Origin of the sequence: Gordonia sp. VNK1, from assembly GCF_040049135.1 — a bacterium.
GTDB classification, from domain to species: Bacteria; Actinomycetota; Actinomycetes; order Mycobacteriales; family Mycobacteriaceae; genus Gordonia; species Gordonia oleivorans.
This window is the reverse complement of sequence record NZ_JBDZDJ010000017.1, coordinates 77,036-99,852: the sequence shown is the minus strand read 5'-3', so window position 1 is coordinate 99,852 and position 22,817 is coordinate 77,036. Positions and strand designations below refer to the sequence as shown.

19 protein-coding genes, 1 tRNA gene and 1 pseudogene are annotated in these 22,817 nt (G+C 64.5%); 10 read left to right on the top strand and 11 right to left on the bottom strand.

Annotated elements, in window-relative coordinates:
* Positions 1–68: 68 nt before the first annotated feature.
* Positions 69–581, top strand: a pseudogene (locus ABLE94_RS19215) (restriction endonuclease); the annotation flags it as partial.
* Between the two features lie 23 nt (positions 582–604).
* Here ABLE94_RS19215 and ABLE94_RS19210 read toward each other — a convergent pair.
* The 8 genes from ABLE94_RS19210 to ABLE94_RS19175 all read right to left on the bottom strand — a co-directional run bounded on the left by ABLE94_RS19210 (position 605) and on the right by ABLE94_RS19175 (position 10,496).
* Positions 605–3,307 carry an ATP-binding protein gene (locus ABLE94_RS19210; RefSeq protein WP_348809548.1) on the bottom strand — a complete coding sequence of 901 codons (2,703 nt, stop codon included), beginning with the start codon at positions 3,305–3,307 and terminating at the stop codon, positions 605–607.
* A gap of 14 nt (positions 3,308–3,321) precedes the next feature.
* A complete protein-coding gene (locus ABLE94_RS19205) occupies positions 3,322–3,759 on the bottom strand; it encodes a hypothetical protein (RefSeq protein ID WP_348809547.1) in 438 nt (145 codons plus the stop codon).
* A gap of 690 nt (positions 3,760–4,449) precedes the next feature.
* On the bottom strand, positions 4,450–6,813 hold the full coding sequence (locus ABLE94_RS19200; protein ID WP_348809546.1) for an AAA family ATPase: 2,364 nt from the start codon (positions 6,811–6,813) through the stop codon (positions 4,450–4,452).
* Positions 6,814–7,072: 259 nt separating this feature from the next.
* On the bottom strand, positions 7,073–7,384 hold the full coding sequence (locus ABLE94_RS19195) for a hypothetical protein (RefSeq protein ID WP_348809545.1): 312 nt from the start codon (positions 7,382–7,384) through the stop codon (positions 7,073–7,075).
* Positions 7,381–8,001 carry an AAA family ATPase gene (locus ABLE94_RS19190; protein WP_348809544.1) on the bottom strand — a complete coding sequence of 207 codons (621 nt, stop codon included), beginning with the start codon at positions 7,999–8,001 and terminating at the stop codon, positions 7,381–7,383. The genes ABLE94_RS19195 and ABLE94_RS19190 overlap by 4 nt, the downstream gene beginning before the upstream one ends.
* Positions 8,002–8,128: 127 nt before the next feature.
* Entirely contained in the window at positions 8,129–8,479 is a 351-nt protein-coding gene (locus ABLE94_RS19185) for a hypothetical protein (RefSeq protein WP_348809543.1), read from the bottom strand.
* Positions 8,480–9,541: 1,062 nt separating this feature from the next.
* Positions 9,542–9,613, bottom strand: a tRNA-Gln gene (locus tag ABLE94_RS19180).
* 127 nt (positions 9,614–9,740) lie between these two features.
* Positions 9,741–10,496, bottom strand: a complete 756-nt coding sequence (locus ABLE94_RS19175) for an SDR family oxidoreductase (protein WP_348802903.1) — start codon at positions 10,494–10,496, stop codon at positions 9,741–9,743.
* Between the two features lie 200 nt (positions 10,497–10,696).
* On the opposite strand from ABLE94_RS19175, the gene glmU reads away from it, so the two are divergent.
* The 5 genes from glmU to asnB all read left to right on the top strand — a co-directional run bounded on the left by glmU (position 10,697) and on the right by asnB (position 16,810).
* A complete protein-coding gene (gene glmU, locus ABLE94_RS19170) occupies positions 10,697–12,166 on the top strand; it encodes a bifunctional UDP-N-acetylglucosamine diphosphorylase/glucosamine-1-phosphate N-acetyltransferase GlmU (protein WP_348809542.1) in 1,470 nt (489 codons plus the stop codon).
* Between the two features lie 43 nt (positions 12,167–12,209).
* Entirely contained in the window at positions 12,210–13,187 is a 978-nt protein-coding gene (locus ABLE94_RS19165; protein ID WP_348802905.1) for a ribose-phosphate diphosphokinase, read from the top strand.
* Positions 13,188–13,307: 120 nt separating this feature from the next.
* Positions 13,308–14,507 (top strand): MFS transporter, encoded by a 1,200-nt coding sequence (locus ABLE94_RS19160; RefSeq protein ID WP_348809541.1) that lies wholly within the window; start codon positions 13,308–13,310, stop codon positions 14,505–14,507.
* A 3-nt stretch (positions 14,508–14,510) separates the two neighbouring features.
* Positions 14,511–14,852 carry an arsenate reductase (glutaredoxin) gene (gene arsC / locus ABLE94_RS19155; protein ID WP_348809540.1) on the top strand — a complete coding sequence of 114 codons (342 nt, stop codon included), beginning with the start codon at positions 14,511–14,513 and terminating at the stop codon, positions 14,850–14,852.
* A gap of 116 nt (positions 14,853–14,968) precedes the next feature.
* Positions 14,969–16,810, top strand: a complete 1,842-nt coding sequence (gene asnB / locus ABLE94_RS19150) for an asparagine synthase (glutamine-hydrolyzing) (RefSeq protein ID WP_348809539.1) — start codon at positions 14,969–14,971, stop codon at positions 16,808–16,810.
* An 18-nt stretch (positions 16,811–16,828) separates the two neighbouring features.
* On the opposite strand, the gene ABLE94_RS19145 is transcribed toward asnB, so the two are convergent.
* From ABLE94_RS19145 to ABLE94_RS19135, 3 genes are read right to left on the bottom strand one after another with little or no spacing between them, the layout of a single operon-like run.
* A complete protein-coding gene (locus tag ABLE94_RS19145) occupies positions 16,829–17,245 on the bottom strand; it encodes a DUF2752 domain-containing protein (protein WP_348809538.1) in 417 nt (138 codons plus the stop codon).
* Between the two features lie 11 nt (positions 17,246–17,256).
* The gene (locus ABLE94_RS19140) at positions 17,257–17,655 is read right to left on the bottom strand and encodes an NINE protein (RefSeq protein ID WP_348809537.1); all 399 of its coding nucleotides are present in this window, start codon (positions 17,653–17,655) and stop codon (positions 17,257–17,259) included.
* A gap of 10 nt (positions 17,656–17,665) precedes the next feature.
* A complete protein-coding gene (locus tag ABLE94_RS19135) occupies positions 17,666–18,139 on the bottom strand; it encodes a limonene-1,2-epoxide hydrolase family protein (RefSeq protein WP_348809536.1) in 474 nt (157 codons plus the stop codon).
* A 247-nt stretch (positions 18,140–18,386) separates the two neighbouring features.
* On the opposite strand from ABLE94_RS19135, the gene ABLE94_RS19130 reads away from it, so the two are divergent.
* The 4 genes from ABLE94_RS19130 (at position 18,387) to ABLE94_RS19115 (ending at position 22,678) form a co-directional block, all read left to right on the top strand.
* Positions 18,387–19,010, top strand: a complete 624-nt coding sequence (locus tag ABLE94_RS19130) for a 50S ribosomal protein L25/general stress protein Ctc (protein WP_348809535.1) — start codon at positions 18,387–18,389, stop codon at positions 19,008–19,010.
* 34 nt (positions 19,011–19,044) lie between these two features.
* Positions 19,045–19,611, top strand: a complete 567-nt coding sequence (gene pth, locus ABLE94_RS19125; RefSeq protein WP_348809534.1) for an aminoacyl-tRNA hydrolase — start codon at positions 19,045–19,047, stop codon at positions 19,609–19,611.
* Between the two features lie 37 nt (positions 19,612–19,648).
* Positions 19,649–21,472 carry an SLC13 family permease gene (locus tag ABLE94_RS19120; protein ID WP_348809533.1) on the top strand — a complete coding sequence of 608 codons (1,824 nt, stop codon included), beginning with the start codon at positions 19,649–19,651 and terminating at the stop codon, positions 21,470–21,472.
* A 177-nt stretch (positions 21,473–21,649) separates the two neighbouring features.
* Entirely contained in the window at positions 21,650–22,678 is a 1,029-nt protein-coding gene (locus ABLE94_RS19115; RefSeq protein ID WP_425476248.1) for a beta-ketoacyl-ACP synthase 3, read from the top strand.
* The last annotated feature ends 139 nt before the right edge of the window (positions 22,679–22,817 follow it).

Sequence of the window (22,817 nt, the reverse complement as noted above, 5' to 3'; positions counted from 1 at the left end):
CTCAGTTGTGACCGTCGCGGCAACCTACTCTCATTCCTGCAGGACGTCGAGCATGGAGGCAGCAGGGTATGGGTTCGATCCACGAGGTGATGGAGGCGTTTCGGCAGGCGCCGTCGAACTCGGAACGCGGGACCAAGTTTGAGCAGTTGATGGTCCGCTACTTCGACCTGGACCCGACGCTGAGCCAGCAGTACGACAGGGTGTGGCGGTGGATGGACTGGTCGGGCCGTAAAGGCAAGCCGGACAATGGGATCGACCTCTTCGCCCGCGAGCGCGACAGCGGTGAGTATAAGGCGATCCAGTGCAAGTTCTACGAGCCGACCCACACTCTGCGCAACGGAGACATCGACTCGTTCTTCACCGCGTCGGGTAAGAACCCGTTCACCAACCGGATCATCATCTCGACAACCGACTGGTGGGGGCGCAACGCCGAGGACGCCCTCGATGATCAGACGATTCCGGTGCAGCAAATCGGTCTGGCCGTCCGGCACGAGCCGCGTCAGCATCAGGCCACGGCGATCGAGAAGGTGTTCGCCGGATTCTCTGCGGGCAACGACCGCGGCAAGCTCATTATGGCGTGCTCTTGCATAGATGACCGCAACCCTTACGCCTCGCGATAAGTGGGCATGACCCACCCTGGAGTGCCCGGACATAGCCACGAATGAACGGTCGGTGATTCGCCAGCCCGCGGGGAAGGTCGAGATGGGTTGTCGAGAGGACGGCTCCAATCGAGGTGTCCTCCCATCCCTTGAAGTCTCCAGTAGGGGACCCAGGGTGAGAGATCAGGTTCGCGTCTCGTAATCGCCCTGAGCATGTCGGTGACGGGCTCGCTTCCGCTGCCAAGTTCCTCCGCGGAACTAGCAGATACGACCGCCGGCACCTCAGCCACGTGCCAACCGCCGACCTTGCTGACATCGCGAAGCCATGCATTCAGTTGCCGCGATGCATCCCGGAAGTCGTTCTCCAGCAAGGTGATTCCCTGCCAGTTCTCTGTCTTCAGCCCATCGCTATTTAAGGACTGCACTAGCAGACTCTGGAACGGTTGAACCCACTCATCCCCCTCATCGAGCACTCTGGCCAGGTCTTGTAACCCGACATCGGCCATGTAGGGCAATGAGTGGCCAACGAGGTCGAGGACGCGCGGACGAGCAGCCGCCCCCTCTGCCTCATTCACAGAGTCGCGCCCATCGGCAACGCTCACAACACCGCCCACAAAGTCAAGCAGAAGATGGTCCGTCCAACCCACCATGCTCTGCGTGCAACCAACGACGGGCGCCGGCACGAGTACCAGCCGGCCGTCCTCAAGAAGGGGAAGGGCCTCAGTTGCAAGCATGTGCGCGACTTGGTCTGGAATGAGATTCGCAAACCCGATGGTCGGCGCCCAGTCATCGTAAAGCTGAAGTCCTGCCATTGTGACGTAGCCATGACCGCCGAACGAATCGGGACCCCCGTAGTCCGCCCGCTGCGGAACCATCGCAACCGTACTGGTGATCGGACCCTTCCACTTGATCACAACCGTCTCGAAGAGAGGGCAGAGAATTTGTGCCCACATCCTGACCTCATCGACAGTCTCGGCGTCGACAGCGATCGCCGAGTGCGGCTTCTCCCGCAGAGCGGCAGCGACGCGCGCGAATCCACCACGGCCCCAGAAGTCAAATAGCCCGGCATACGGTCCGAGACTGTCGTCTTCACGCGGCCAGGCCTTACACCATTCGACGAAGGGTGCGATCTGTTGGGCAATAGTCGCTCGTAGACCAACCTGTCGCACACTACGCGATACCTCCCGCGCAGCCTGCGAGTTCATCCACCTGTTTCTCGGCAAGACAACATTGTCGAGGTAGGCAGAAAGTTGTTCGGCGTTTCCTCGCGTCGCGTCCTGTGCTCGGCTATCAGCGAGGATCTGTCTTACTGCGAGGCTCGCCTCCTCCCCATGGCCGGATCGTAGGAGACAGTGCGCCTCGCCGAGCCACGCGGGAAGCCCGATCTCAGCGGCGAACCGTGGATGGCGCATTGCAGGAGCACTCCGAACCTGCCTAAACAACATGGCGGCCTCCGCCAGTCTGTCGAGATCATGCTTCACTCGAGCGAGCGACCATCGGACCTCGGCAAGGTAGTCGTCAACGTCTCCTCGCAACTGATCTCGGTGCTCAACTGCGAAGTCGATGGCCCGCTCGAATACCGCTGCCACCTCCTTCAGGCGAGCGACACGTAGCAGTCCCTCAGCACCGTCCGCGTCGATAGACCGGAGCATGGTATTGCCGGTAGTTCGGTATACGAGGGCTTGAAGGCCGTCCCACTCCGACCTTTCAGGCGCGCCCGCCGGCAACGCATGAACTCTCGCAGCGCTGTCTCTGGCGAGTCTCAGATAGCGATCGACTGTGGCCCGGTCCCCAAGAGCAGCGGCGATTTCGGATGTCTGGAGTGCGGTGGCACAGAGCGCCTTCTCCGAGCCAACGAGTGCTGCGAGTTCGTACCGCAGCTCGGCTAACATCAGCAGGCCCGACGTCACACCGTGCTCCGCGATCTCAGCCAGAACCTCATCGAGCGCGTGCGCCAGCCGAGTTGGTGAGTCTGTATGTTCAGCCGCGCCACGGAAGACCTCGCAGAGTGTTACGACGTCTTCGCGCGCCACCTCCGGGCTGGATTTACTGCGCAGCCACTCTGCACTTAGCAGCGCGCGCGAGTCCCAGTTCGAAGACGATTGCAGCGTAGCCGCCACCCGCTCGGAGAGGTCGTCAATAGCTTCGGGTGAGCTACCCGCGTTCCGATGGCCATTGAGTAGCACGATGAGCGCATTCACCAAATACTTCTCGTCAACGCCCTCCGTAACGAAGTCAAGTGCCTGACGGGCTAAGCGGATCGTCTTCGCAGGATCATCGTCGAGTAGTGACGCCAGCGCGCGTTCGAGCGTGATGTCGGATTCCTCGGCGCCGCGCTGCTCGGCGATCCGAAGATGCTCGTCGATGAATCGTCGCATGGCACCCAGCGTCGGATTCCCTAGGCGGCGCGCTTCAAAGAGCACTTCGCTAAGGGCTCGTGCGGCGTTCATACGCGCTCGAACCTCAAGGTCAGTGTCTGAGGCTCGTACAGCGAACTCGACCGCGGACTCATACTTTTCAGAAGCGCCGTGGAAGTCACTGGCCAGAAAGCACTTTCGGCCCGCCTGCATCGCATCCTCCGCCAACGCAAGTGGCCCGCGGGTGTCACCATGGCTATCTATGCGGATCTCGATCGTTGAGTCAGAGACGCCGCTGAGTTGCACGTTCTTGTCGCCGTGAACCCATTGGTGACCCTGATCATCAGACATGTTGTCTTGGCGGTCTAGCTCGCGTGGGTGTCACTACCCGGAGGTCCTCCGATGGAGGTCGTCACCGCAGATCCGCTCACATCGGCAACTTGGACGTTCTGGTTACCCCATGCCGTCTGAGTAAGCGACTTGACCTCGACTCCGTGCCGCTCGGCGTCGGCAAGCAACTTCTCGAGTGCAGTTCTGAAGGCGGCGTCCGTCGCAGCCCGAGCATCAATCACGCCCGCCAGCTCTCGACGAACGGAATCACTGTCTGTGATCCGCTCCGCCATCTCAAGAGCTCCGGCCGCACGCTGGTCACCGTCGCGCGAGAACCGCTCTCGCAGCCACGCCGCGAGACGCCCTACGGCAGCGCTCGCCCCGTCGGCGAGGTTCTCACCACTCTTGTCTGCCGCCTTCGTGAGCAGCGCCGCAACCACCGCGCCTAACGTCAACGACACCGGCTCAACCAAGGCAGGCCCCTTTCATCGAGCGCGCTGATGTACGCGAACAATCATGCCGTATCCGCTGGAACTCTGTGCGCCGTTCTTGCCGAAACTTCGGGGGCCGGGTCCGAGGTGCAGGCATATGCATGACTCGTCGATGCTCAAAATGTTCTAGGCCGGAATGCGCGACAGCCTCACGACCCGATCTGTGTCGTGTGGGCATAGGTATGGCTGCATGTGCAGGTCCAACCACACCTTACGTTACGTCGATGACCAGAATCGCTGTCTTCCGCAGCGCTGTGAGCAGCGCTGTGAACAGTCAGATAGTCACTGGTTCAAACCTTTCGGATGTCACGCTACGTTTAGACGATCGTTGGCGATCCGCCGCCACGCCTGCGACTTCGACGGGCGCTTGAAGGCCAAGGTACGGGTTCTGGGATGCTGTTGTTCGGGCTAAGGTTAGCGCGCAATTCTTCTGCGCGAGTCGGACGCCGATGCCGATAATTGTAGTGATGCAAATCACACACATGGCGGGCAGGGAGCAGCGGCTGCGGTTTCTCTAATGCGTGCTCGATCACGATGACGGGAACCGTATCGAAGGTCGGTGGGCGCGGCGTGAGGTCGAGACATCGGCCGACGAGGACGCCTGAGTTGGAATCAGCCGTGGAGCATTGCGGTCGCTCCATTATTCTCGCTCGGAGAAGACTCGGTGCGAAATCACGACTGTACACGTTCCGGTGCGACAACTAGCTCCTTGAGCCGGTCACGAAGCGCGGGGAAGTCCTCGACGTCCTGAAGCGGCGTGTCGGCAAGGTTGAACTCGTCTCTGATCTGACGAGCCGCGGTTCGCACGGCCTCGTGGCCCGGCGTGGAGCCAGTCAGTTGTACCTCGATCTCATCGAGGAGCTTAGAGACGGTGGCCTTCTGAGCCCGCGCCCGGTGGTCGCGCTTGAAGCGATCGACGATTCGCTTGGTGACCTCCTTGACCTGCTCTTGAGCGTGCTCCGCCATCGCTTGATCCTGGAGTTTGTTCAACTGCCCAAACAGGCAGTGGAAGTTCTGGAACAGCTCCTTGAGTGCACTGTCGTCGTGGGCCTCGCGGGCCACGGCGGAGACTGCGTGAGCGAATTCGATCTTGCCAAGCGTGGCCGCAACGTTTGACTCGTCGGCAGCCGCCTCGAAAGCTGACTTAGCTTGGTCGAACAGCCGCTCACTTGCATTGACGACCAGGGCCTCTGGGAGTTTCGCAAGAAGTGCTTGTCGGTCGATATCGGACAAGATCTCCTCGCTGAACCGGACCAATGCGACGCGGGCGACTGCCGCTGGCACCAGGTCCTCGGGCTCGTGGACCTCGTCGACATCCAGGGCAAGCTCCGCCTTCGGTAGCCGATCGATCGGGAGGATCAAGGACTGATTGAAGAGTGGCTTCTTGCCGTATCCCTTCTCCAGGTTTCCGAGCGCTGTCCCTGCCTCGCGTCCAGCACCGTCAGAGTCGAGGAGCACGACGATTGCCGGTCGGTCCAGGTCCCGGCCGCGGGCCAGATGCACCATGTAGCGATAGTTAGAAGCGCCGTGGACGGGCACCATCGTCAGCGAGTTCAGGTCGAGGGTTGCGTTGCCCTTCGTGAGTCGCTGCATGGCAGCCGAGATCCCCGAGAAGAGGATGAGGTCTGCTGGTCCTTCCACCAGGAGGTTGCAGGTCCCGATAAACGCGGTGTCGGCATGGAATGAGGAGAAGGCGGAGCGAAGCGGTTCGTACTTGTCGGTCGCGGCCTTTTCCACGATGCGTGTTCCTTCGTCGCCGGCGCCCTTCTGAAGTACTCGGATGCGATGCGGGTAGTTCTTATCGATGAGGAAGGGGCTGTGCGTGACGTACAGGATCTGCGCTGCTGGCTTCCCGTCGTCGGGCTCGGCGTAGCGCGCGAAGACCTTCACGAGATCCTGTTGCCCCTGTGTGGAGAGGTAGGCGTCCGGCTCGTCGATGAGCAAGATTTCTGATCGCCCAGGCTTCAACGGTCGGTATGCCTCACGTTGGATGAAGTAGCTGAGGAAGTACTGCATGCCTCCGCTTCGCTCGTCGAATGTGTATGTCTGTCCGGTCTTATCGGTCAGCGTGAAGACCAAGTGGAAGGCGTCCTTGTGCACACGGAGTGAAAAGTCCTTGTCCTGGGACCACCACTTGGGGAAGTTGAGCGTTACGTCGAGGGCGTCGGTCACGCTGGCGGTGAGGGCAGAGGCGTACCCATCGTCGGCTGCGTCCGCGCCAAGCAGTTCCGAGTACGCCTGCGTGTCGATGTCGGCAACGTTTTCCAGTAGGTCACGCACGAGTTGGAGTGCCTTGCGGGCGCGTTCCCGGTCGCTGACGGGAAGCTCTGGAGGCTTCGGCACAAAGGTTGAGATCGACTCTGTGGCGCCTTCGGGTGCGTCGGCATAGCCTTTGAGAACCTTGAAGAGTTCAAGCCAGGCGCTACGATCTCGGACGTCCGGGGTCACGGCACCCGATTGCAGGTCGAAAAGGCTTGCGCTGGATGGCAACACGACGTTGGCGTCGACGCGCCGGGCGACTGGGAGTCGCAGAGCGTCTTCGAGCTTCTGTGAGTTCTCTGCGTTCGGCTGGACTATGTGCTCTTGATACTCGCCGGCACCGTCCTTCACGTAGACAAAGCTCCCACGCTGCAGACGGAAGAAGTAGAACTCTGTCGGTGCCGCGTGGAGGCTGGCAGCTTCCGACACGGCGGTTTGCTCGTCAGGGGTGAGATCGGTGAAGCGCCCGCCGAACTCCGGCGTCGGCATCGTTCCCCGGACTCCGAAGAATCGTGAGTACCGGCAGAAGTCCCGTGGGACTACTGGCTTATCGCCGAGGAGGCACTGGATCGCGGAGATGAGCTGGCTCTTTCCAGACTCGTTGGCACCAACCACGGTAGTGATGTCGTGCTCCAAGCCGACGCGCACAAACGGATAGTAGGCGTCGGGCTCTGTGTTGAGCGCTTCCCAGGGATACCTCTTTCCGTCGATATCCTGACGTAGATAGTCGAAGTTGAACGACCGGAAGAACCGGACGTAGACGGTTTTCAGGATCAAGGTCGTTCTCCTGCTTGGACGGATGGTCGAGGTGAAGCACCAACGTGAAGTCGCCAGAAGTCCTACACGCTGAGGCAATCGTGCCATCACTTCCCGACACTTACGGGCACTCCTACGGCTCTCGGCTACGCCGCCGTCCTCTCATGCTGGGACAACGAGAGCTTCGTGCGGACCCCTCAGCGAGCGAGCGACCATCCGTCCGCAAACCGAGCGACCTAGAACAGGCTTGGCATCCGCATCCGGTCTAATCGCCACATGGTTATTGCGATTCATCGATACGCTGGCGCACACGCATCGACAGGCGCTCGTCGTCGAACAACTCCTCCAACAGGCAATCGATGACGGCCTGGAACGTCACGCGCGGCAGTCCGAGGCTGGTGGCAGCCGCAGTCTGCCAGGCGACGACGCGCTGGTTGAGATTCGCATCGAGATTCACGGTTTTCCCGACTCGCTTCGATTTCGGCACCGCAGGCAGCCGTGCCCGTGCACCTGCCCCCTCCGCGGACCTATTCGACGGTTGAGCCACAACTCGCGCCGCCTGCTCGCGGATCTGTTCTGCTCGCGATTTCATGCCCGCGCCTCCACGTCGAGCAACTGGGGCAGGGCGTCACCGTAGGCCGTGTTCAATGCGTTCTCGACTGCACAGCCGAATGCTTGAGCGAACCGCTCCAGCCGTGCGACGCGAGCGGGCAGGACTGGCACCAACTCATTCGCCGCCGCGCTGTACGCCTCCGCCGACGCCGAGTTCGTGACCACTCGGGTCAGGAGCACAGCGACAGCCGGCGGTTGGCTGCGCAAGGGCGTTACATCATCAACCAGATCGAGGACCGCACGCAGTCGATCGAAGTCCATGGGCGTTGGCGACATCGGCACCACAATGTGTGTGGCAGCCCGAACGGCCGACGTAACGATTCCTCGTCCGGATTCCATTGGCGGAGTATCGATCACTGCAACGTCGAACCCGTCAGAGATCGACTCAAGGCGCTGGTGGAGGTCTTTGACTGGCAACCCGACGACGGGAATCGACCAGCTCGCGAGGTCAGACCACCTCACGAGCGAACAGTTTTCCGGGTCAGCGTCGACACCTAGCACCTTCAGCCCCGATTCGGCGAGCGCGTGCAGGAAGTAGGCGGCAGACGTCGTCTTCGTCGATCCGCCCTTCAGGTTGACGACCGCGATAGATAGCATTCGAACTCCGTTCTTTGAAAGCTGTTGATCTACTTGGATATTTGGCTAAATGAATTGAAATCTGATTGGCCAAGTCGATTAGCCGGCGCGGCGCGATCCGCGGGTTTCGCCTCTCGCCACGTAAGCCCTATTCGAGGGCGACACGAAGCTCGCTCAACCAGCAGCGTGTCCGCTCATAGCCGTTGTCGCTGTCGGCTTCTCCCCCAGCGATGCCCCAGAGGTTCGCCGACCACGTGCTGAGTACCGCAGACTCGTCCTCCGCGACGTCATAAAGAACGGCGTTGTCATCCAGAATCATTGCCACACCGGCGACTTCGCCCGTCGACCACGTGTAGCGATATGCGTCCCATCCGTGCGCGCGGACAAGGCGAGCCCGCCCGATCAGATCGTTGGCGCGGTGCTGACGCTCAGCGTCACTCGGCTGCCGCGCCAGCAATTCTGCGAGTGATCGTGGCCTATTCGCTGGGTCGTTTGTCACGCGAAGCTCCTTGTCTCGTTAAATCTTTGAATAGATAGCTGTTTAGCTGAGCAGCCGAAAATGCGTGAACACTGCATCAGCGGGCCGACGAGTTACGTGTTCGACCGGCGCGACGCCGACGCGCCGCATCGGCGTCGTGATACCGCTTCTGCGCCGCCGCAGCACGTTTGGCGCGTGCGCACAGAGCGTGGGGAAACCGAGCACCCGAGTCACCGAGTGCAACGCGGTCGAGCCGATCACCGGCGAGCAACGGTCCTCCGCACAGGAGGCAGGTCTTGGACCACCGCGTTTGCCAGTGCGGCGCCCGGAATCCGGGTTGTGGCACTGGCCCGACCCCACGTCCCCGCCGTTCCGGCTTCGGCACAGTCTCTTTGGAGCTCATCGCCGCATACAGAGTTGGCGCATGAATTTGAAGGAGGTACCTCACCGTCACCGGGTGAAGACCATGACCAGATGCTCTGTCATACAACAGGTTTAGTTGATCGCTGTTCATTGAAATCCTTTGTTCGTGGGCTGGCAAAGCAGATAGTCCGACCCCCCAAAGCGTCCCGACGGTTCGCCGCTGGTCCCGTCGTCAGCGCCCATGCACCGTCGCCGCAGGGCACCGGACCGGGCCGCGGGGGTACTTCCAGGGGAACTGCCACTCCACTGATCGGGTGAATGGGGCAGTGCGTACGCCAGCTGGTTTGCGTCGGGCTGTGCGCGAAAACGACGAAGGGCCGCCTGACGGCAGTCAGACGGCTTGGCTGTTACGGATCATCGGGTGCGGCAGCGACGAGCTGCCTACGAATGACTGACACCGCACGTCTCCCTTCGGTAGAGGCGAAGGGAGAACCGCAATCAGCGGTGGCGCTAGACCCGCACACCCAACAGCGGTAGAGTGCATGTCAACGCGGTGGAGGATCCTGAGCCGATCCCCTCGCCAGACCCCGGCAGGTGCTTCCAACACCTGATCGGGGTCGTTCGTTTCGAGGGGTTCCCACGCACGATATCCGCATCTTGTCTGCATGAGGTAAATCGAGCGTTGGCAAAAACCAGCTTTGAACTGGCGTTATACCGTTGCTCCCCCACCAGGACTCGAACCTAGAATGCCTGAACCAAAATCAGAAGTGTTGCCGATTACACCATGGGGGAATACTGCGGACACGATTGTGCCACAGGCACCGCGCGTGCTCCGCATCGATTCCCGCTCGCTCGTTTGCTACCCACGCACCTCGTATCGGTGCGCGGGAAGCAAACGGTTGCGCGGGAGCCGCCGAGCTCAGTCCTTCGGGCCGCCGGCGACGTAGATCACCTGGCCGGACACGAAGCCCGCACCCTCGCTGATGAAGAACGACGCGGTGTGCGCGATGTCCTCTGGGACGCCGGTGCGGTTGACCGGAATCTGGCTGGCGGCAGCCTTCTTGAAGTCCTCGAAGGGCACGCCGACGCGGGCGGCGGTGGCCGCGGTCATCTCGGTTTCGATGAAGCCGGGGGCGATCGCGTTGGCGGTCACACCGAACTTGCCCAGTTCGATGGCGAGGGTCTTGGTGAAGCCCTGCATGCCGGCCTTGGCGGCGGAGTAGTTGGCCTGACCGCGGTTTCCGAGCGCCGAGGTGCTCGACAGGTTGACGATGCGGCCCCAGCCGGCGTCGACCATGTGCTTCTGCGCGGCCTTGGTCACGTTGAACGCACCGCGCAGGTGGACGGCCATGACGGCGTCCCAGTCGTCGACGGTCATCTTGAACAGCAGATTGTCGCGCAGAATGCCGGCGTTGTTGACGACGACGGTCGGCGGGCCGAGCTTCTCCACGATGGTGTCGACGGCCGCCTTCACCGACTCCTCGTCGGCGACGTTGGCGCCCACACCGATCGCGGTGCCACCGGCGTCGGTGATGGCCTTGACGGTGTCGGCGGTGGCCGCCTCGTCGAGGTCGAGCACGGCCACGGCGAGGCCGTCGGCGGCGAGTCGCTTGGCGACGGCCGCTCCGATGCCGCGGGCCGATCCGGTGACGATTGCTGTCTTCTGTGCGCTCATCGACTTCCCTTCATTGGTGTTCGTCGAGTGTGATGTGAGTCCCTTTGGTTCTATCAGGCACGATGCGCGGCGGGGTACGGGGTCCGACCCGACCACAGATGTCGCTACTATCGGGCCGTTGCCGCGCTGCAAAGCAGCACCTGGCCGCCGCACACACCTCTTGCGCCGGGCCGGGCCGCCGAGAGGACCGGAGGCCTCCTTTGACATCGACGTCACCCACGACCGCCGTCATCGTTCTCGCGGCCGGTGCGGGCACCCGCATGCGGTCCAAGACACCCAAGATCCTGCACACCCTGGCCGGACGGACCCTGCTCGGGCACAGTCTGCACGCCGCCGCCGGAATCGCTCCGGCGTATCTCGTCACCGTGGTCGGACATGAACGTGAACTCGTCACCGAGGAGGTCACCCGCGTCGGCGAACGCCTCGGGCAGACCATCCTCACCGCCGTGCAGGACGAACCGCACGGCACCGGACACGCCGCGCAGGTCGGACTGAGTGCGGTGCCCGACGACTTCGACGGCACCGTCGTCATCACCGCCGCCGACGTTCCACTGCTCGATTCCGACACCCTCGCGACGCTGGTGGACGCGCACACCGCCGACGGTGGCGCAGCGGTCACGCTGACGACGTTCGTCGCCGACGATCCCACCGGCTACGGACGCATCGTCCGCGACCGGGACGAATCGGTCCAGGCCATCGTCGAACACAAAGACGCAACCCCCGAACAGCTGGCGATCACCGAGGTCAACGCGGGTGTCTACGCCGCCGACGCCGCCACCCTGCGGGCCGCACTCGGCGAACTGTCCAATCACAACTCCCAGGGCGAGTACTACCTCACCGACGTCGCGGAGATCGCCCGCACGAGCGGCGAGTTGGTCCGCGCGTTCACCGTCGACGACCCGATGCTGGTCGCCGGCTGCAATGACCGCGCCCAGTTGTCCGAACTCGCCGCCGAACTCAACCGTCGCATCGTGCGGCGCCACCAGCTCGCCGGTGTGACCGTCATCGACCCGGCCACCACCTGGATCGACGTCGACGTCACCATCTCCGCCGATGTCACCATCGACCCGGGAACCCAGCTACACGGGCGCACCACGATCGCCGAAGATGCCGTCGTCGGCCCGGACACCACTCTCACCGACGTGGTGATCGGTGCCGGCGCCCACGTCATCCGCACCCACGGCAGCGACGCGGTCATCCACGACGGCGCCTCCGTCGGCCCCTTCGCCTACCTGCGGCCGGGCACCGAACTCGGTCCGCACGGCAAGATCGGCACCTTCGTGGAGACCAAGAACGCCGTCATCGGCGCGGGCTCGAAGGTGCCGCACCTGACCTACGTCGGCGACGCCCGCATCGGTGACGAGTCGAACATCGGCGCATCGAGCGTGTTCGTCAATTACGACGGGGTGAACAAACACCAAACGGTGATCGGTTCGAATTGCCGCACCGGGTCTGACAACATGTTCGTCGCACCCGTGCAGGTCGGTGACGGCGCGTACACCGGTGCGGGTACCGTCGTGCGGGAAAACATCCCGGCCGGCGCACTCGCGGTGTCGGCGGGCGCACAACGCACGATCGAGGACTGGGTGATCCGGAAGCGGCCCGGAACCGCGGCGGCCACGGCCGCCGAAGCGGCCGGCGAGCAACCTTCACCCCCGACCACCGACTGACCGAGCATTACCCACCAGCCCCACCTCGAGTAGAAGAGTTTTCATGACCTGGACCACCGACAACCAGAAGAACCTGATGCTGTTTGCGGGGCGTGCGCACCCGGATCTCGCGCAGGCCGTCGCCGACGAGCTGGGCATCAAGGTGACGCCGCAGACGGCGCGCAACTTCGCCAACGGCGAGCTGTTCGTGCGCTTCGAGGAGTCGGTGCGCGGTTCGGATGCCTTCGTGCTGCAGAGCTGCCCAGCACCGCTCAACGAGTGGGTGATGGAGTCGCTGATCATGATCGACGCCCTCAAGCGCGGCTCGGCCAAACGCATCAGCGTGATCCTGCCCTTCTACCCCTACGCCCGCCAGGACAAGAAGCACCGCGGTCGTGAGCCCATCTCCGCTCGCCTCATCGCGGACCTGATGAAGACCGCCGGCGCCGACCGCATCATCACCGTCGATCTGCACACCGACCAGATCCAGGGTTTCTTCGACGGCCCGGTCGATCACATGCACGCCCTCGGGCAGCTCTCGGATTACGTGCGCGGCAAGTACGGCACCGACAACATCGCCATCGTCTCCCCTGACTCCGGCCGCGTGCGGGTCGCCGAGAAGTGGGCCGACGCCCTCGGCGGCGCCCCGGTGGCGTTCATCCACAAGACCCGCGACCCGATGGTCGCCAATCAGGTTGTCGCACACCGCGTCGTCGGCGAGGTCGAGGGCCGCACCTGCGTGCTGATCGACGACATGATCGACACCGGCGGCACCATCGCCGGCGCGGTGAGCAAGCTCAAGGACGCCGGTGCCGGTGACGTCGTCATCGCCACCACCCACGCGGTGTTCTCCGACCCGGCCGCCGAGCGGCTGGCCAACTGCGGCGCCACCGAGGTCATCGCCACCGACACCCTGCCGATCCCGGAGGAGAAGCGGTTCGAGCAGCTCACCGTGCTCTCCATTGCCCCGCTGCTCGCCCAGACCATCCGTGAGGTGTTCGAGAACGGATCGGTGACAAGTCTTTTCGACGGCATCGCCTGACGCCGGGCGCATCTGAGCTCATCGGGACCGACGGGCCGTCGTCGACGATAATCGTCGACGACGGCCCGCTGTCGTGTCGCCCCGCCGACGTCCACCCATCGACGAGGAGACCCTTCACCCGTGCCCGAGCAGAACCCAACGCCCGTGACGGGCCGCACCGATTCGACGGTGACCGCGCGCGACTGGGCCGCGGTGACCGCACTCGGGTTGGCGGTCTTCACGATCACCACCACCGAGATCATGCCCATCGGCCTGCTCCAGCCGATGGCCGCCGACCTGGGCGTGTCCGAAGGGCTCATCGGACTCACCGTCACGGTGTTCGCCTTCGTGGCCGCGGTGGCCGCTCCGACGTTGTCGTCGCTGACCCGCCGCATCGATCGCCGGCGGATCGCGCTGGCGGTGATGGCGGTGTTCGTGGTCGGCAACACCCTCACCGCCCTCGCCCCGAACTACGCGACGCTGGTGATCGTGCGGGTGCTGATCGGCGTGGCCCTGGGCCAGATGTGGACCATCGTCGCACCGACCGCGGTGGCGTTGGTCTCCACCCGTCATGCGGTGCGCGCCAACACCATCGCCTTCTCCGGCGTGTCCATCGCCTCGGTCGCCGGGATGCCATTGGGCACCTTCATCGGTCAGCTCGCCGGCTGGCGGAGTGCCTACTGGGCGTTGTCCGGACTGTCGGCGGTGACGTTGGTGGCGCTCGCCATGTTCATGACGCCCGTCGCCCCGGCCGGGAGCCTGTCCCTGCGTCGACTGCCGTCGATGCTGCGCGAGCGCAATCTGCGGGTCACGATCATCGTCACCGCACTCGTCATCACCGGCGCCTACGCCGCCTACACCTATGTGACGCCGCTGATCGTGGACACCATCGGCATCGACGCCGACCTGGTGAGCGCGGTGCTGCTGGCGATGGGGGTGGCCGGGGTCGCGGGCAACTTCGCGGCCGGTGCCTTCCTGGCCCGGACCCGTTCCATTCGTGCGTCACTGGCCGCGCTCGTCGGCCTGCTCGCACTCGCCCTGGTCCTGGTGGTCGCCACGTCGTCGCTCACCCCGCTCGTCCTGGTGGTGCTGATGGTGTGGTCGGCGGGCTACGCCGCGATCCCCATCGGCCTGCAGACCACGGTCTTGCGGGTGGCGCCGACGCATCGGGAGGCGGCCACCACCATCTACTCGACCACGTTCAACCTCTCGATTGGTCTGGGTGCCCTCGTCGGCGCCGTGGCGATCGACCGCGCGGGCTCCCTCGCACCGACGTTGATCGGCGCGATCTGCGCGGTCGCGGCCCTCGCGGTGACGTTGCGGCTGCCGACTAGGGTGTAGTCCGTGGACGCGACGATCTATCACAACCCGCGATGCTCGACCTCCCGCAAGACGCTGCAGAAACTGCGCGACGCCGGGATCGAACCGAGGATCGTGAAGTATCTCGACGAGCCGTTCACCCGGGAACAGCTCGACACGTTGCTCGCCGATGCGGGGCTCACCGCAGCTCAGGCGGTACGCAAGCGGGAGTCGCTCTACTCCGAACTCGGTCTCGCCGACGCCGACGAGGAGACGTTGCGTGAGCAGATGGTCGCTCATCCGATCCTCGTCGAACGTCCCTTCGTGGTGACGGACAAGGGCACCCGATTGGCCCGCCCCGTCGACAATATCGACGAGATCCTCTGACACTCGCGCGCACGACAATCCGGACATAGCTCTCGGCGTTCTCGACGCCTGTCATCCCCTGTGCTAGAACGGCACTGGTCAACTATTTAGCAACGCTAACTAGATAGGGGTGTGTCATGTGCGGTATCACCGGATGGCTCGGATTTCATCACGATCTGCGCAACGAACGTCACGTCATCGACGCGATGACGGCGACGATGACCAAGCGAGGTCCCGACGACCGTGGGGTCTTCATCGACACCCACATCGGCCTCGGCCATCGCCGGCTGGCGATCATCGACCTGCCGCTCGGTCATCAACCGATGACCGTCGAGACCCCCGACGGCGTGGTGGCCATCGTCTACAGCGGCGAAACGTACAACTATCGGGAGCTGCGCACGGAATTGCGTTCGCGGGGGCATCATTTCATCACCGACTCCGACACCGAGGTGGTGTTGCACGGCTATCTGGAGTGGGGTGCACACCTCCCCCATCACCTCAACGGCATGTTCGCCTTCGCGGTCTGGGACGGCCGTACCGACGAGTTGACGATGGTCCGAGATCGACTGGGAATCAAGCCGTTCTACTTCTCGGAGACCACCGACGGGGTGGTCTTCGGCTCCGAACCCAAAGCGCTGCTGGCCAATCCGCTCATCGGCCGCGACGTCGACCTCGACGGGCTGCGCGAACTGTTCGCGATGACCAAACAACCGGGCTGGGCGCTGTGGCGGGATATCCGCGAACTCGAGCCCGGTGCGATGGTGACCGTCAACCGCAACGGATCGCAGCAGCGCACCTACTGGACGCTGCCCGCTCGCCGGCACCGCGACTCCCTGGATCTGACCATCGACACGGTGCGCGATCTGCTCACCGACACCGTCGATCGCCAGCTGATCGCCGACGTTCCGCGGTGCGTCCTGCTCTCCGGCGGGCTCGACTCCAGTGCGCTGACCGGTCTGGCCGCCAAGCGTCTGGGTACCGAAGGGCAACGGGTGCACAGCTATTCGGTCGACTTCGCCGACCAGGAGGACAACTTCACCCCCGACGAGATGCGTGACACCCCCGATTCCCCGTTCGTCCGGGATGTGGCCGCGCATGTGGGATCGATGCACCGCGACGTCGTCCTCAACCCCGCCGATCTCAGTGATCCCGACGTGCGCCGGGCCGTCATCGCTGCGCGGGACGTCCCCGCGGGTATGGGCGACATGGACACCTCGCTGTACCTGCTGTTCCGCGCGATTCGGGAGGAATCGACGGTCGCCTTGTCGGGCGAGTCGGCCGACGAGGTGTTCGGCGGCTACCGCTGGTTCTTCGACGAGGCCGCCCGCACCGCACATACGTTCCCGTGGTTGGCATTTCAATCGTCGATGACCACCGGGCGCGACGCACTGCTCACCCCGGACCTGCGCCGCGAACTCGACCTCGACGCCTACGTCGCCGATCAGTACTCGGCCGCGCTCGAGGCGGTCCCCGTCGTCGACGGCGAGACCGGCGACGAACGCCGGATGCGCGAGATCTGCCACCTGCACCTGACCCGAATGGTGCGGATGTTGCTCGATCGCAAGGATCGCGCCTCCATGGCGGTCGGACTCGAGGTGCGCGTACCGTTCTGCGATCACCGACTCGTCGAGTACGTGTACAACACACCGTGGGCGTTCAAAACCTTCGACGGCCGGGAGAAGAGCCTGCTCCGCGAGGCCACTCGACATGTGTTGCCGCAGTCGGTGATCGATCGCACCAAGAGCCCGTACCCGTCGACACAGGATGTGAAGTACGCCGAGTCACTTCAGCAGCAACTCGCCGATGTGGCCGCCGACCGAGACCATCCGGTATTCTCGCTCGTCGATCACGACTGGGTCGGCTCCGCCGTGGACGCCGATGCCGCGACGCTGACCGGGGCGACCCGGACTCAACTCGATCGCACGCTGGACCTGTTTCACTGGATCGACATGTACTCGCCGACCCTGCACCTCGCCTGAGGCGGGCACTCCGTCGGCTCAGATGGCCAGCACGAGCCTGACCACCGCGAAGGTCAACCAGGCGGCAATGATCACCTTGGTCACCGGGTTCCACAACAGTCGGTCGAGCGCCGGCGGTTCACGCCCGGTCACCCGAAACACGACGACGACGATAGCGAGAAGGAGTAGCGCAGCCAGGAGTGGCAGCCCGAACGGGTGCGCCGCGAAGGACTGCGCCCAATCACCGTGTGCCCCATAGACCCACGACCGGGTCAATCCACAACCGGGACACGGCAATCCGGTGACCAGCCGGAAGGGGCAGATGGTCGGCCCGTGCTCGATGCCCGCCGGGCTGAGAGCCAGAGCCACACCGAAACCCACCACGCCACCGGCCGCGGCCATCTCCGATGGCGCGAACCGGTGTCGTCGGGTGTGTTCCGGTGCAGGGGCGCTCATTGGGTCTCCGGTCAGGCCAGCGGTCGTCCGTCGGCGTCCGGCATCTTGCGCACCGCCACCAAGATGATGTCGATGATCGTCCAGATTCCGAACCCACCGCAGGTGAGGAGCTTGGCCACACCGAGACCGACTTGACCGAGATAGAAGCGGTCGACACCCAATCCGCCGACGAACAGCGACAACAGCAGCGTCGTCAGCCAGTCCTTGGGGGAGAACAACCCGGGGATCTGCTTGGCCGGGAAGGGATTCGGACTGTCGGCCGAGCGGACAAGTGAATCGCCCTTCAACTGGCCGTTGATCGCCATCTGCTGGAGCTCGGGATAGCCGACCGGCCCCTGCTCCTGACCCATGGTGAAGATGTAGAAGCTGCCGCCTGCGGGCGCACCGTAAGGCGCTGGTTGGTAAGCCATGGCGTCGATGCTAGGCCAGCGGCCCCGTCGCACGCAGAACCCGTGTCGTGTGTTCGTCGGGCAACGGCCGCACCACCGCGGGCACGACCACGCCTAGCAGACCCTTCAGCAGGGCCTTGGTCATGTCGAAGTAATCGAAGTAATCGCGCCACACGGTGATCTGCGCGTCGGCGATCTCGAAACGCCCGCACACCCAGAACTGCAGGATGAACCGCCCGAGCCGGATCTCGTCGACACGTTCGGTGAGGACCACACCGGCCTCTTCGTCGGCGCTCACGTTCACCATCCGGTAGTTGAACGAGGCGGGTGAGGCGTCGAACTGTGTGAAGATCCTCTTGACCTTCGCCCGTCCGCGAATGGTGGGCGTCGAGACGTTGGTGTAGGCGATCTGATCGGCGACGTCGATCATTCCCGCGGCGCTGTCCCCGCGGGCGAGTGCGTCCAGAAAGCCGGTGACGATGTCGATGGGGGTCCGTGAGGTCATGGCCGCCAGTATGCCGCCCGTCACCCCCACCCCGCGCGGATATGACATCCGCGCAGTTCATCGGCTATTCTGTTCGGGTTGTCTCGGCGAGGGTGAGTGATCACCGTGATCGGCGCGGCCACGCTACGTCTCCTCTGGCGCCTCTGTGCGAGTGCGCCGCGACGGTCGTGATGTGGGTGTCGGCGCAGGTCCGCATCCGAGAAGCACCGACCGGCCGCCCCGCGGCCCCGCACGAAGGAGAAGCCCCATGGCAAACCAGACCGCCACCCTGGCCGTCACCACCCGTACCGAGAAGGGCAAGGGCGCCGCACGCCGCGCCCGCCGCGAGGGCCTCGTCCCCGCCGTCCTCTACGGCCACGGCACCGACCCGCAGCACCTGAGCTTGCCGGCCCGTGACCTCGCCACGATCCTGCGTAACAACGGCACCAACGCCGTCATCGACCTCGACATCGAGGGCACCAGCCAGCTCGCGCTGACCAAGCAGGTCGACGTCCACCCGATCCGCAACTACATCGAGCATGTCGACCTGCTCGTCATCAAGCGCGGCGAGAAGGTGACCGTCGAGGTCAACATCGTCGTCGAGGGTGACGCCGCCCCGGGCTCCCTGGTCGTCCAGGACGCCAACACCGTCGAGATCGAGGCCGACGCGCTGTCGATCCCCGAGCAGATCACCGTCGACGTCGAGGGCAAGGAAGTCGGTGTGTCGATCCTGGCCTCCGACCTCGATCTCCCCGAGGGCGTCACCCTGGTGACCGACGCCGACACCCTGATCGTTGCCGTCAACGAGGCCCCGACCGCTTCCGACCTCGAGGAAGAGGCCGTCGAGGCCGGCGCCGAGGTCCCGACCGAGGGTGAGTCGGAGTCGGAGTAATCTCCGACCGACGACTCTCTGGAGTCACAATAACGTGAAACTCATTGTCGGGCTGGGTAATCCAGGTCCGAAATACGAGAAGACACGACACAACATCGGCGCGATGGTCGCCGATCGTCTGGTCACCTCCGCCGGTGGGCGGTACTCGGTGCACAAGCGCTCCGGCGCTGAAGTGGCATCGGTACCGTTCGCCGGCGGTTCGGTGCTGGTGGCCAAGGCCCGTACCTTCATGAACACCACCGGCCGTCAGATCGGTCCGCTGGCGAAGTTCTACTCGGTGTCACCCGAGGATCTGATCGTTCTGCACGACGAACTCGACATCGATTTCGGGCTGGTCCGGCTCAAGCGGGGCGGCGGCGAAGGCGGACACAACGGCCTGCGTTCGATCAGCCAGACCATCGGCACCCGCGACTACCTGCGGGTCCGGCTCGGCATCGGACGCCCGCCGGGACGCCAGGATCCGGCCGACTACGTCCTCAAACCCTTCCCGTCGGCGGCCCGCGCCGACACCGACCTGCTCATCGAGCACGGCGCCGACGCCGTCGACCTGTTGCTGCGATACGGTCTGGAGTCCGCCCAGAACACCGTGCACGCGTGGTGACGCCTGCGGCCGGGGGGCCGCGATGTCACGATGAGGTATGTCGGATGCGACGCTGAGCCTGATCGTGCTCGCTGTCACGGTGGTGCTGTTCATCTGGAATCGACTGCCGGTGACGATGGTCGCCGTCTCCTCCGCGCTGGTCCTCTACGCCTTGGGCCTCATCGACCTGTCCACCATGACCTCCGGCCTCGGGCAGAGCGTCATCGCCTTCATCGCCGCTCTCTTCGTGGTCAGCGAGGGCCTCGAGGCGTCTGGGATCACCGCATGGGCCGGGCGCCTGCTCAGCAACCTGGCGGGCACCGGCCGGTTCCGGGTGATCGCGGCCATCATGATTCTCGCCGCCCTCCTCAGCGCACTCATCACCGTCAACGGTGCGGCCGCCGCCCTGGTGCCGGTGACGGTGTCGGTGGCACGTCACGCCGGGCTGCGGCCGTCCAAGGCGCTCATCCCCCTCGCGTACGCCGCGAGCGCCGGATCGATGCTGACGTTGTCGGGCAGCCCGGTGAACGTGATCGTCGACGAGGCCGCCGTCGAGCAGACCGGCTCGGGATTCGGCTATTTCGAGTTCGGCCTCATCGGTGTCCCGTTGGTGCTGGTCACCATCGCGATCACCGCGACCATCGGCCATCGTCTGCTGCCGAACCGCGAATCCCTCTCCCTACCTGCCGATTTCAGCAGCTACGTGTCGACCGTCGTCGAGCACTACGAACTCGACGCCTCCGGTGCGGGTGATCAAACCTTCCGTCTGCGCGTGGGTACGGAGTCTCCGGTGATCGGGTCGAGTCGTCGGCGATTGGAGTTGGCCGACGGGTTGCGTGCCGTGGGCGTGCAGGGCCAGTCCGGCAAGGTGCTCTCGTCGGGCCACGAACTCTCGCCCGACGATGTGCTGGTCGTGTACGGCCGACGTGACGTGGCCGAGAGTTTCGCTCACGCAAATGATCTCACCGTCGAGGACGTGATCGGTCGGCGACGCAACAGGGGCCGATTGGTCGATCGGGACCTCGGCGTCAGCGAGGTGGTGATCCCACCACGCTCGGAGTGGATCGGGCGCAAGGCTTTTCCCGGGATGGTCCGTGCCGAGGACGGACTGCTGGTGTTGTCGGTGCGGCGTTTCAGCTCCGACGTCGGACCGAAGTCGGTCGAACTCGCCGAGGGTGACGCACTGCTCGTCCACGGTCCGTGGCGGGTGATCGACGCACTCGCCGACGACCAGAACCTGATGGTGGTGGCGTCCTCCGAACAACTTCGCCGCCAGACCATTCCACTCGGACGCAGCGCCCCGCGCGCCGGTCTCATCCTGGTCGCGATGATCGTGTTGCTGGCAACCGGGGCGGTCCCACCGGTGGTGGCCGGCCTCCTCGCCGCCGTCGCGATGGTGCTGACCCGGGTCATCGCCAGCGAGCAGGCGTACCGCGCGATCCCGTGGCAGACCCTGGTGTTGATCGCCGCGCTGATCCCGATGTCGGAGGCCATCACCGACAGTGGTGGCGCCGAACAACTCGCGAAGCCCATCGTCGACCTCGTCTCCGGACACAGTGCCTACGTCCTGCTGGTCGCGCTATTCGTGCTCACCGCGGCGCTCGGCCAGTTCATCAGCAACGCCGCGACGGTGCTGATCGTGATCCCCGTGGCGCTGGCCGCGGCCCGCGATCTCGGTGTCGACCCCCGAGGCATCTTGATGCTGACGTGTGTTGCCGCGGCCGCCGCGGTACTGACCCCGATCGCCACGCCGGCCAACATGATCGTGATGAATCCCGGCGGCTACCGGTTCGGCGATTACTGGCGCCTCGGCATCGTCATCATGGCCGCCTGGCTGGTGACCAGCGTGCTCCTGGTGCCGGTGTTCTGGCCGCTGAGCTGAAACGCGCGGCCGAACTGATGAACCGGCGAGTTGAACCGCCGCGTGTGACGCGCCGAACGCCGGGACCATCGGCTCACGTGTGGCGCCCGGCCGACCGCATACACTCTCCCACGGCGCAACCCGAAGGAGAGACACGTGGGACAACTCGCGGTGAACACCGGACATCAGAATGTGGCGATGCTGGGCATCGGTGCCTACCGTCCCCGACGGCTGGTCAGCAACGACGAGGTGTGCGAGGTCCTCGACAGCACCGACGAGTGGATCTTCGAGCGCAGCGGCATCCGCAATCGGCGCTGGATCAGCGGTGACGAGTCGGCGCGGTCGATGGCCGCGGCGGCGGCCGAGCGCGCCATCGCGAACTCGGGGGTCGACAAGGAGAAGATCGGCGCGCTGATCCTGGCCACCAACAGCTGGAAGACGAAGATCCCGCACGGCGGCCCGATCGTCGCCTTCGACATCGGCCTCAACGGCATTCCCGCCTACGACGTCGCCGCCGGGTGTGGTGGGTTCGGGTACGCGCTCGGCGTCGCCGCCGACACCGTCCGCGCCGGGTCCGCCGAGTTCGTGCTGGTGGTCGGTGTGGAGACGATGTCGGTGGTGATGGATCCGACCGATCGCAACACCGCCTTCATCTTCGGCGACGGTGCCGGCGCGGTGGTCGTCGGACCGAGCGAGGAGAACGGGATCTCGCCAACCGTGTGGGGTTCCGACGGTGAGAACGCCGAGGCCATCGGCCAGAACTACGACATCCCCGAGTACATGGACCGCGCGCAGGAGTTCCAGCACAAGGACCCGGAGACCGATCCGGTCGGCCGGATGGTCGTGACGATGCAGGGCCCGCGGGTGTTCCGGTGGGCGGCCATCACCCTGCCCAAGGCCCTGGCCGCCGTCATCGACACCTCGGGGGTGTCGGTGGACGACATCGAGGTGTTCATCCCGCATCAGGCCAACGCCCGCATCAACGAACTGATGAAGAAGAACCTCGGCTTCCCGGACGATCTCCCGATGGCGGGCGACATCGAGAACACCGGCAACACGTCGGCGGCGTCGATCCCGCTTGCCATGGAGGAGATGCTGGCCACCGGCAAGGCCAAGGGCGGACAGACCGCCATGCTCCTGGGCTTCGGCGCCGGCCTGTCGTATGCGGGTGCCATCGTCACGTTGCCGCCGGCGCCCGCGGTGAGTAGTTTCGACGGGCTCGACTGACCGCCGATCCTGCTTCCGCACAACCGGTTTACTTCCCGCGCAACCGTTTTGATTCCCGCGTAACCGTTCTCTTCCCGCGCAACGATATGAGTGCGCGGGAAGAGATCGAGTGCGCGGGAGGCCGGGCCGCAAACTCGTG

Coding starts and splice junctions, on each gene's coding strand:
- ABLE94_RS19140 (WP_348809537.1), bottom strand. CDS start 17,655: ATGGCTTACCAACCAGCGCCTTACGGTGCGCCCGCAGGCGGCAGCTTC.
- ABLE94_RS19175 (WP_348802903.1), bottom strand. CDS start 10,496: ATGAGCGCACAGAAGACAGCAATCGTCACCGGATCGGCCCGCGGCATC.
- ABLE94_RS19135 (WP_348809536.1), bottom strand. CDS start 18,139: ATGACCTCACGGACCCCCATCGACATCGTCACCGGCTTTCTGGACGCA.
- ABLE94_RS19190 (WP_348809544.1), bottom strand. CDS start 8,001: ATGCTATCTATCGCGGTCGTCAACCTGAAGGGCGGATCGACGAAGACG.
- ABLE94_RS19115 (WP_425476248.1), top strand. CDS start 21,650: ATGCTGGGCATCGGTGCCTACCGTCCCCGACGGCTGGTCAGCAACGAC.
- ABLE94_RS19130 (WP_348809535.1), top strand. CDS start 18,387: ATGGCAAACCAGACCGCCACCCTGGCCGTCACCACCCGTACCGAGAAG.
- ABLE94_RS19165 (WP_348802905.1), top strand. CDS start 12,210: ATGACCTGGACCACCGACAACCAGAAGAACCTGATGCTGTTTGCGGGG.
- ABLE94_RS19195 (WP_348809545.1), bottom strand. CDS start 7,384: ATGAAATCGCGAGCAGAACAGATCCGCGAGCAGGCGGCGCGAGTTGTG.
- ABLE94_RS19210 (WP_348809548.1), bottom strand. CDS start 3,307: ATGTCTGATGATCAGGGTCACCAATGGGTTCACGGCGACAAGAACGTG.
- asnB (WP_348809539.1), top strand. CDS start 14,969: ATGTGCGGTATCACCGGATGGCTCGGATTTCATCACGATCTGCGCAAC.
- ABLE94_RS19120 (WP_348809533.1), top strand. CDS start 19,649: ATGTCGGATGCGACGCTGAGCCTGATCGTGCTCGCTGTCACGGTGGTG.
- ABLE94_RS19145 (WP_348809538.1), bottom strand. CDS start 17,245: ATGAGCGCCCCTGCACCGGAACACACCCGACGACACCGGTTCGCGCCA.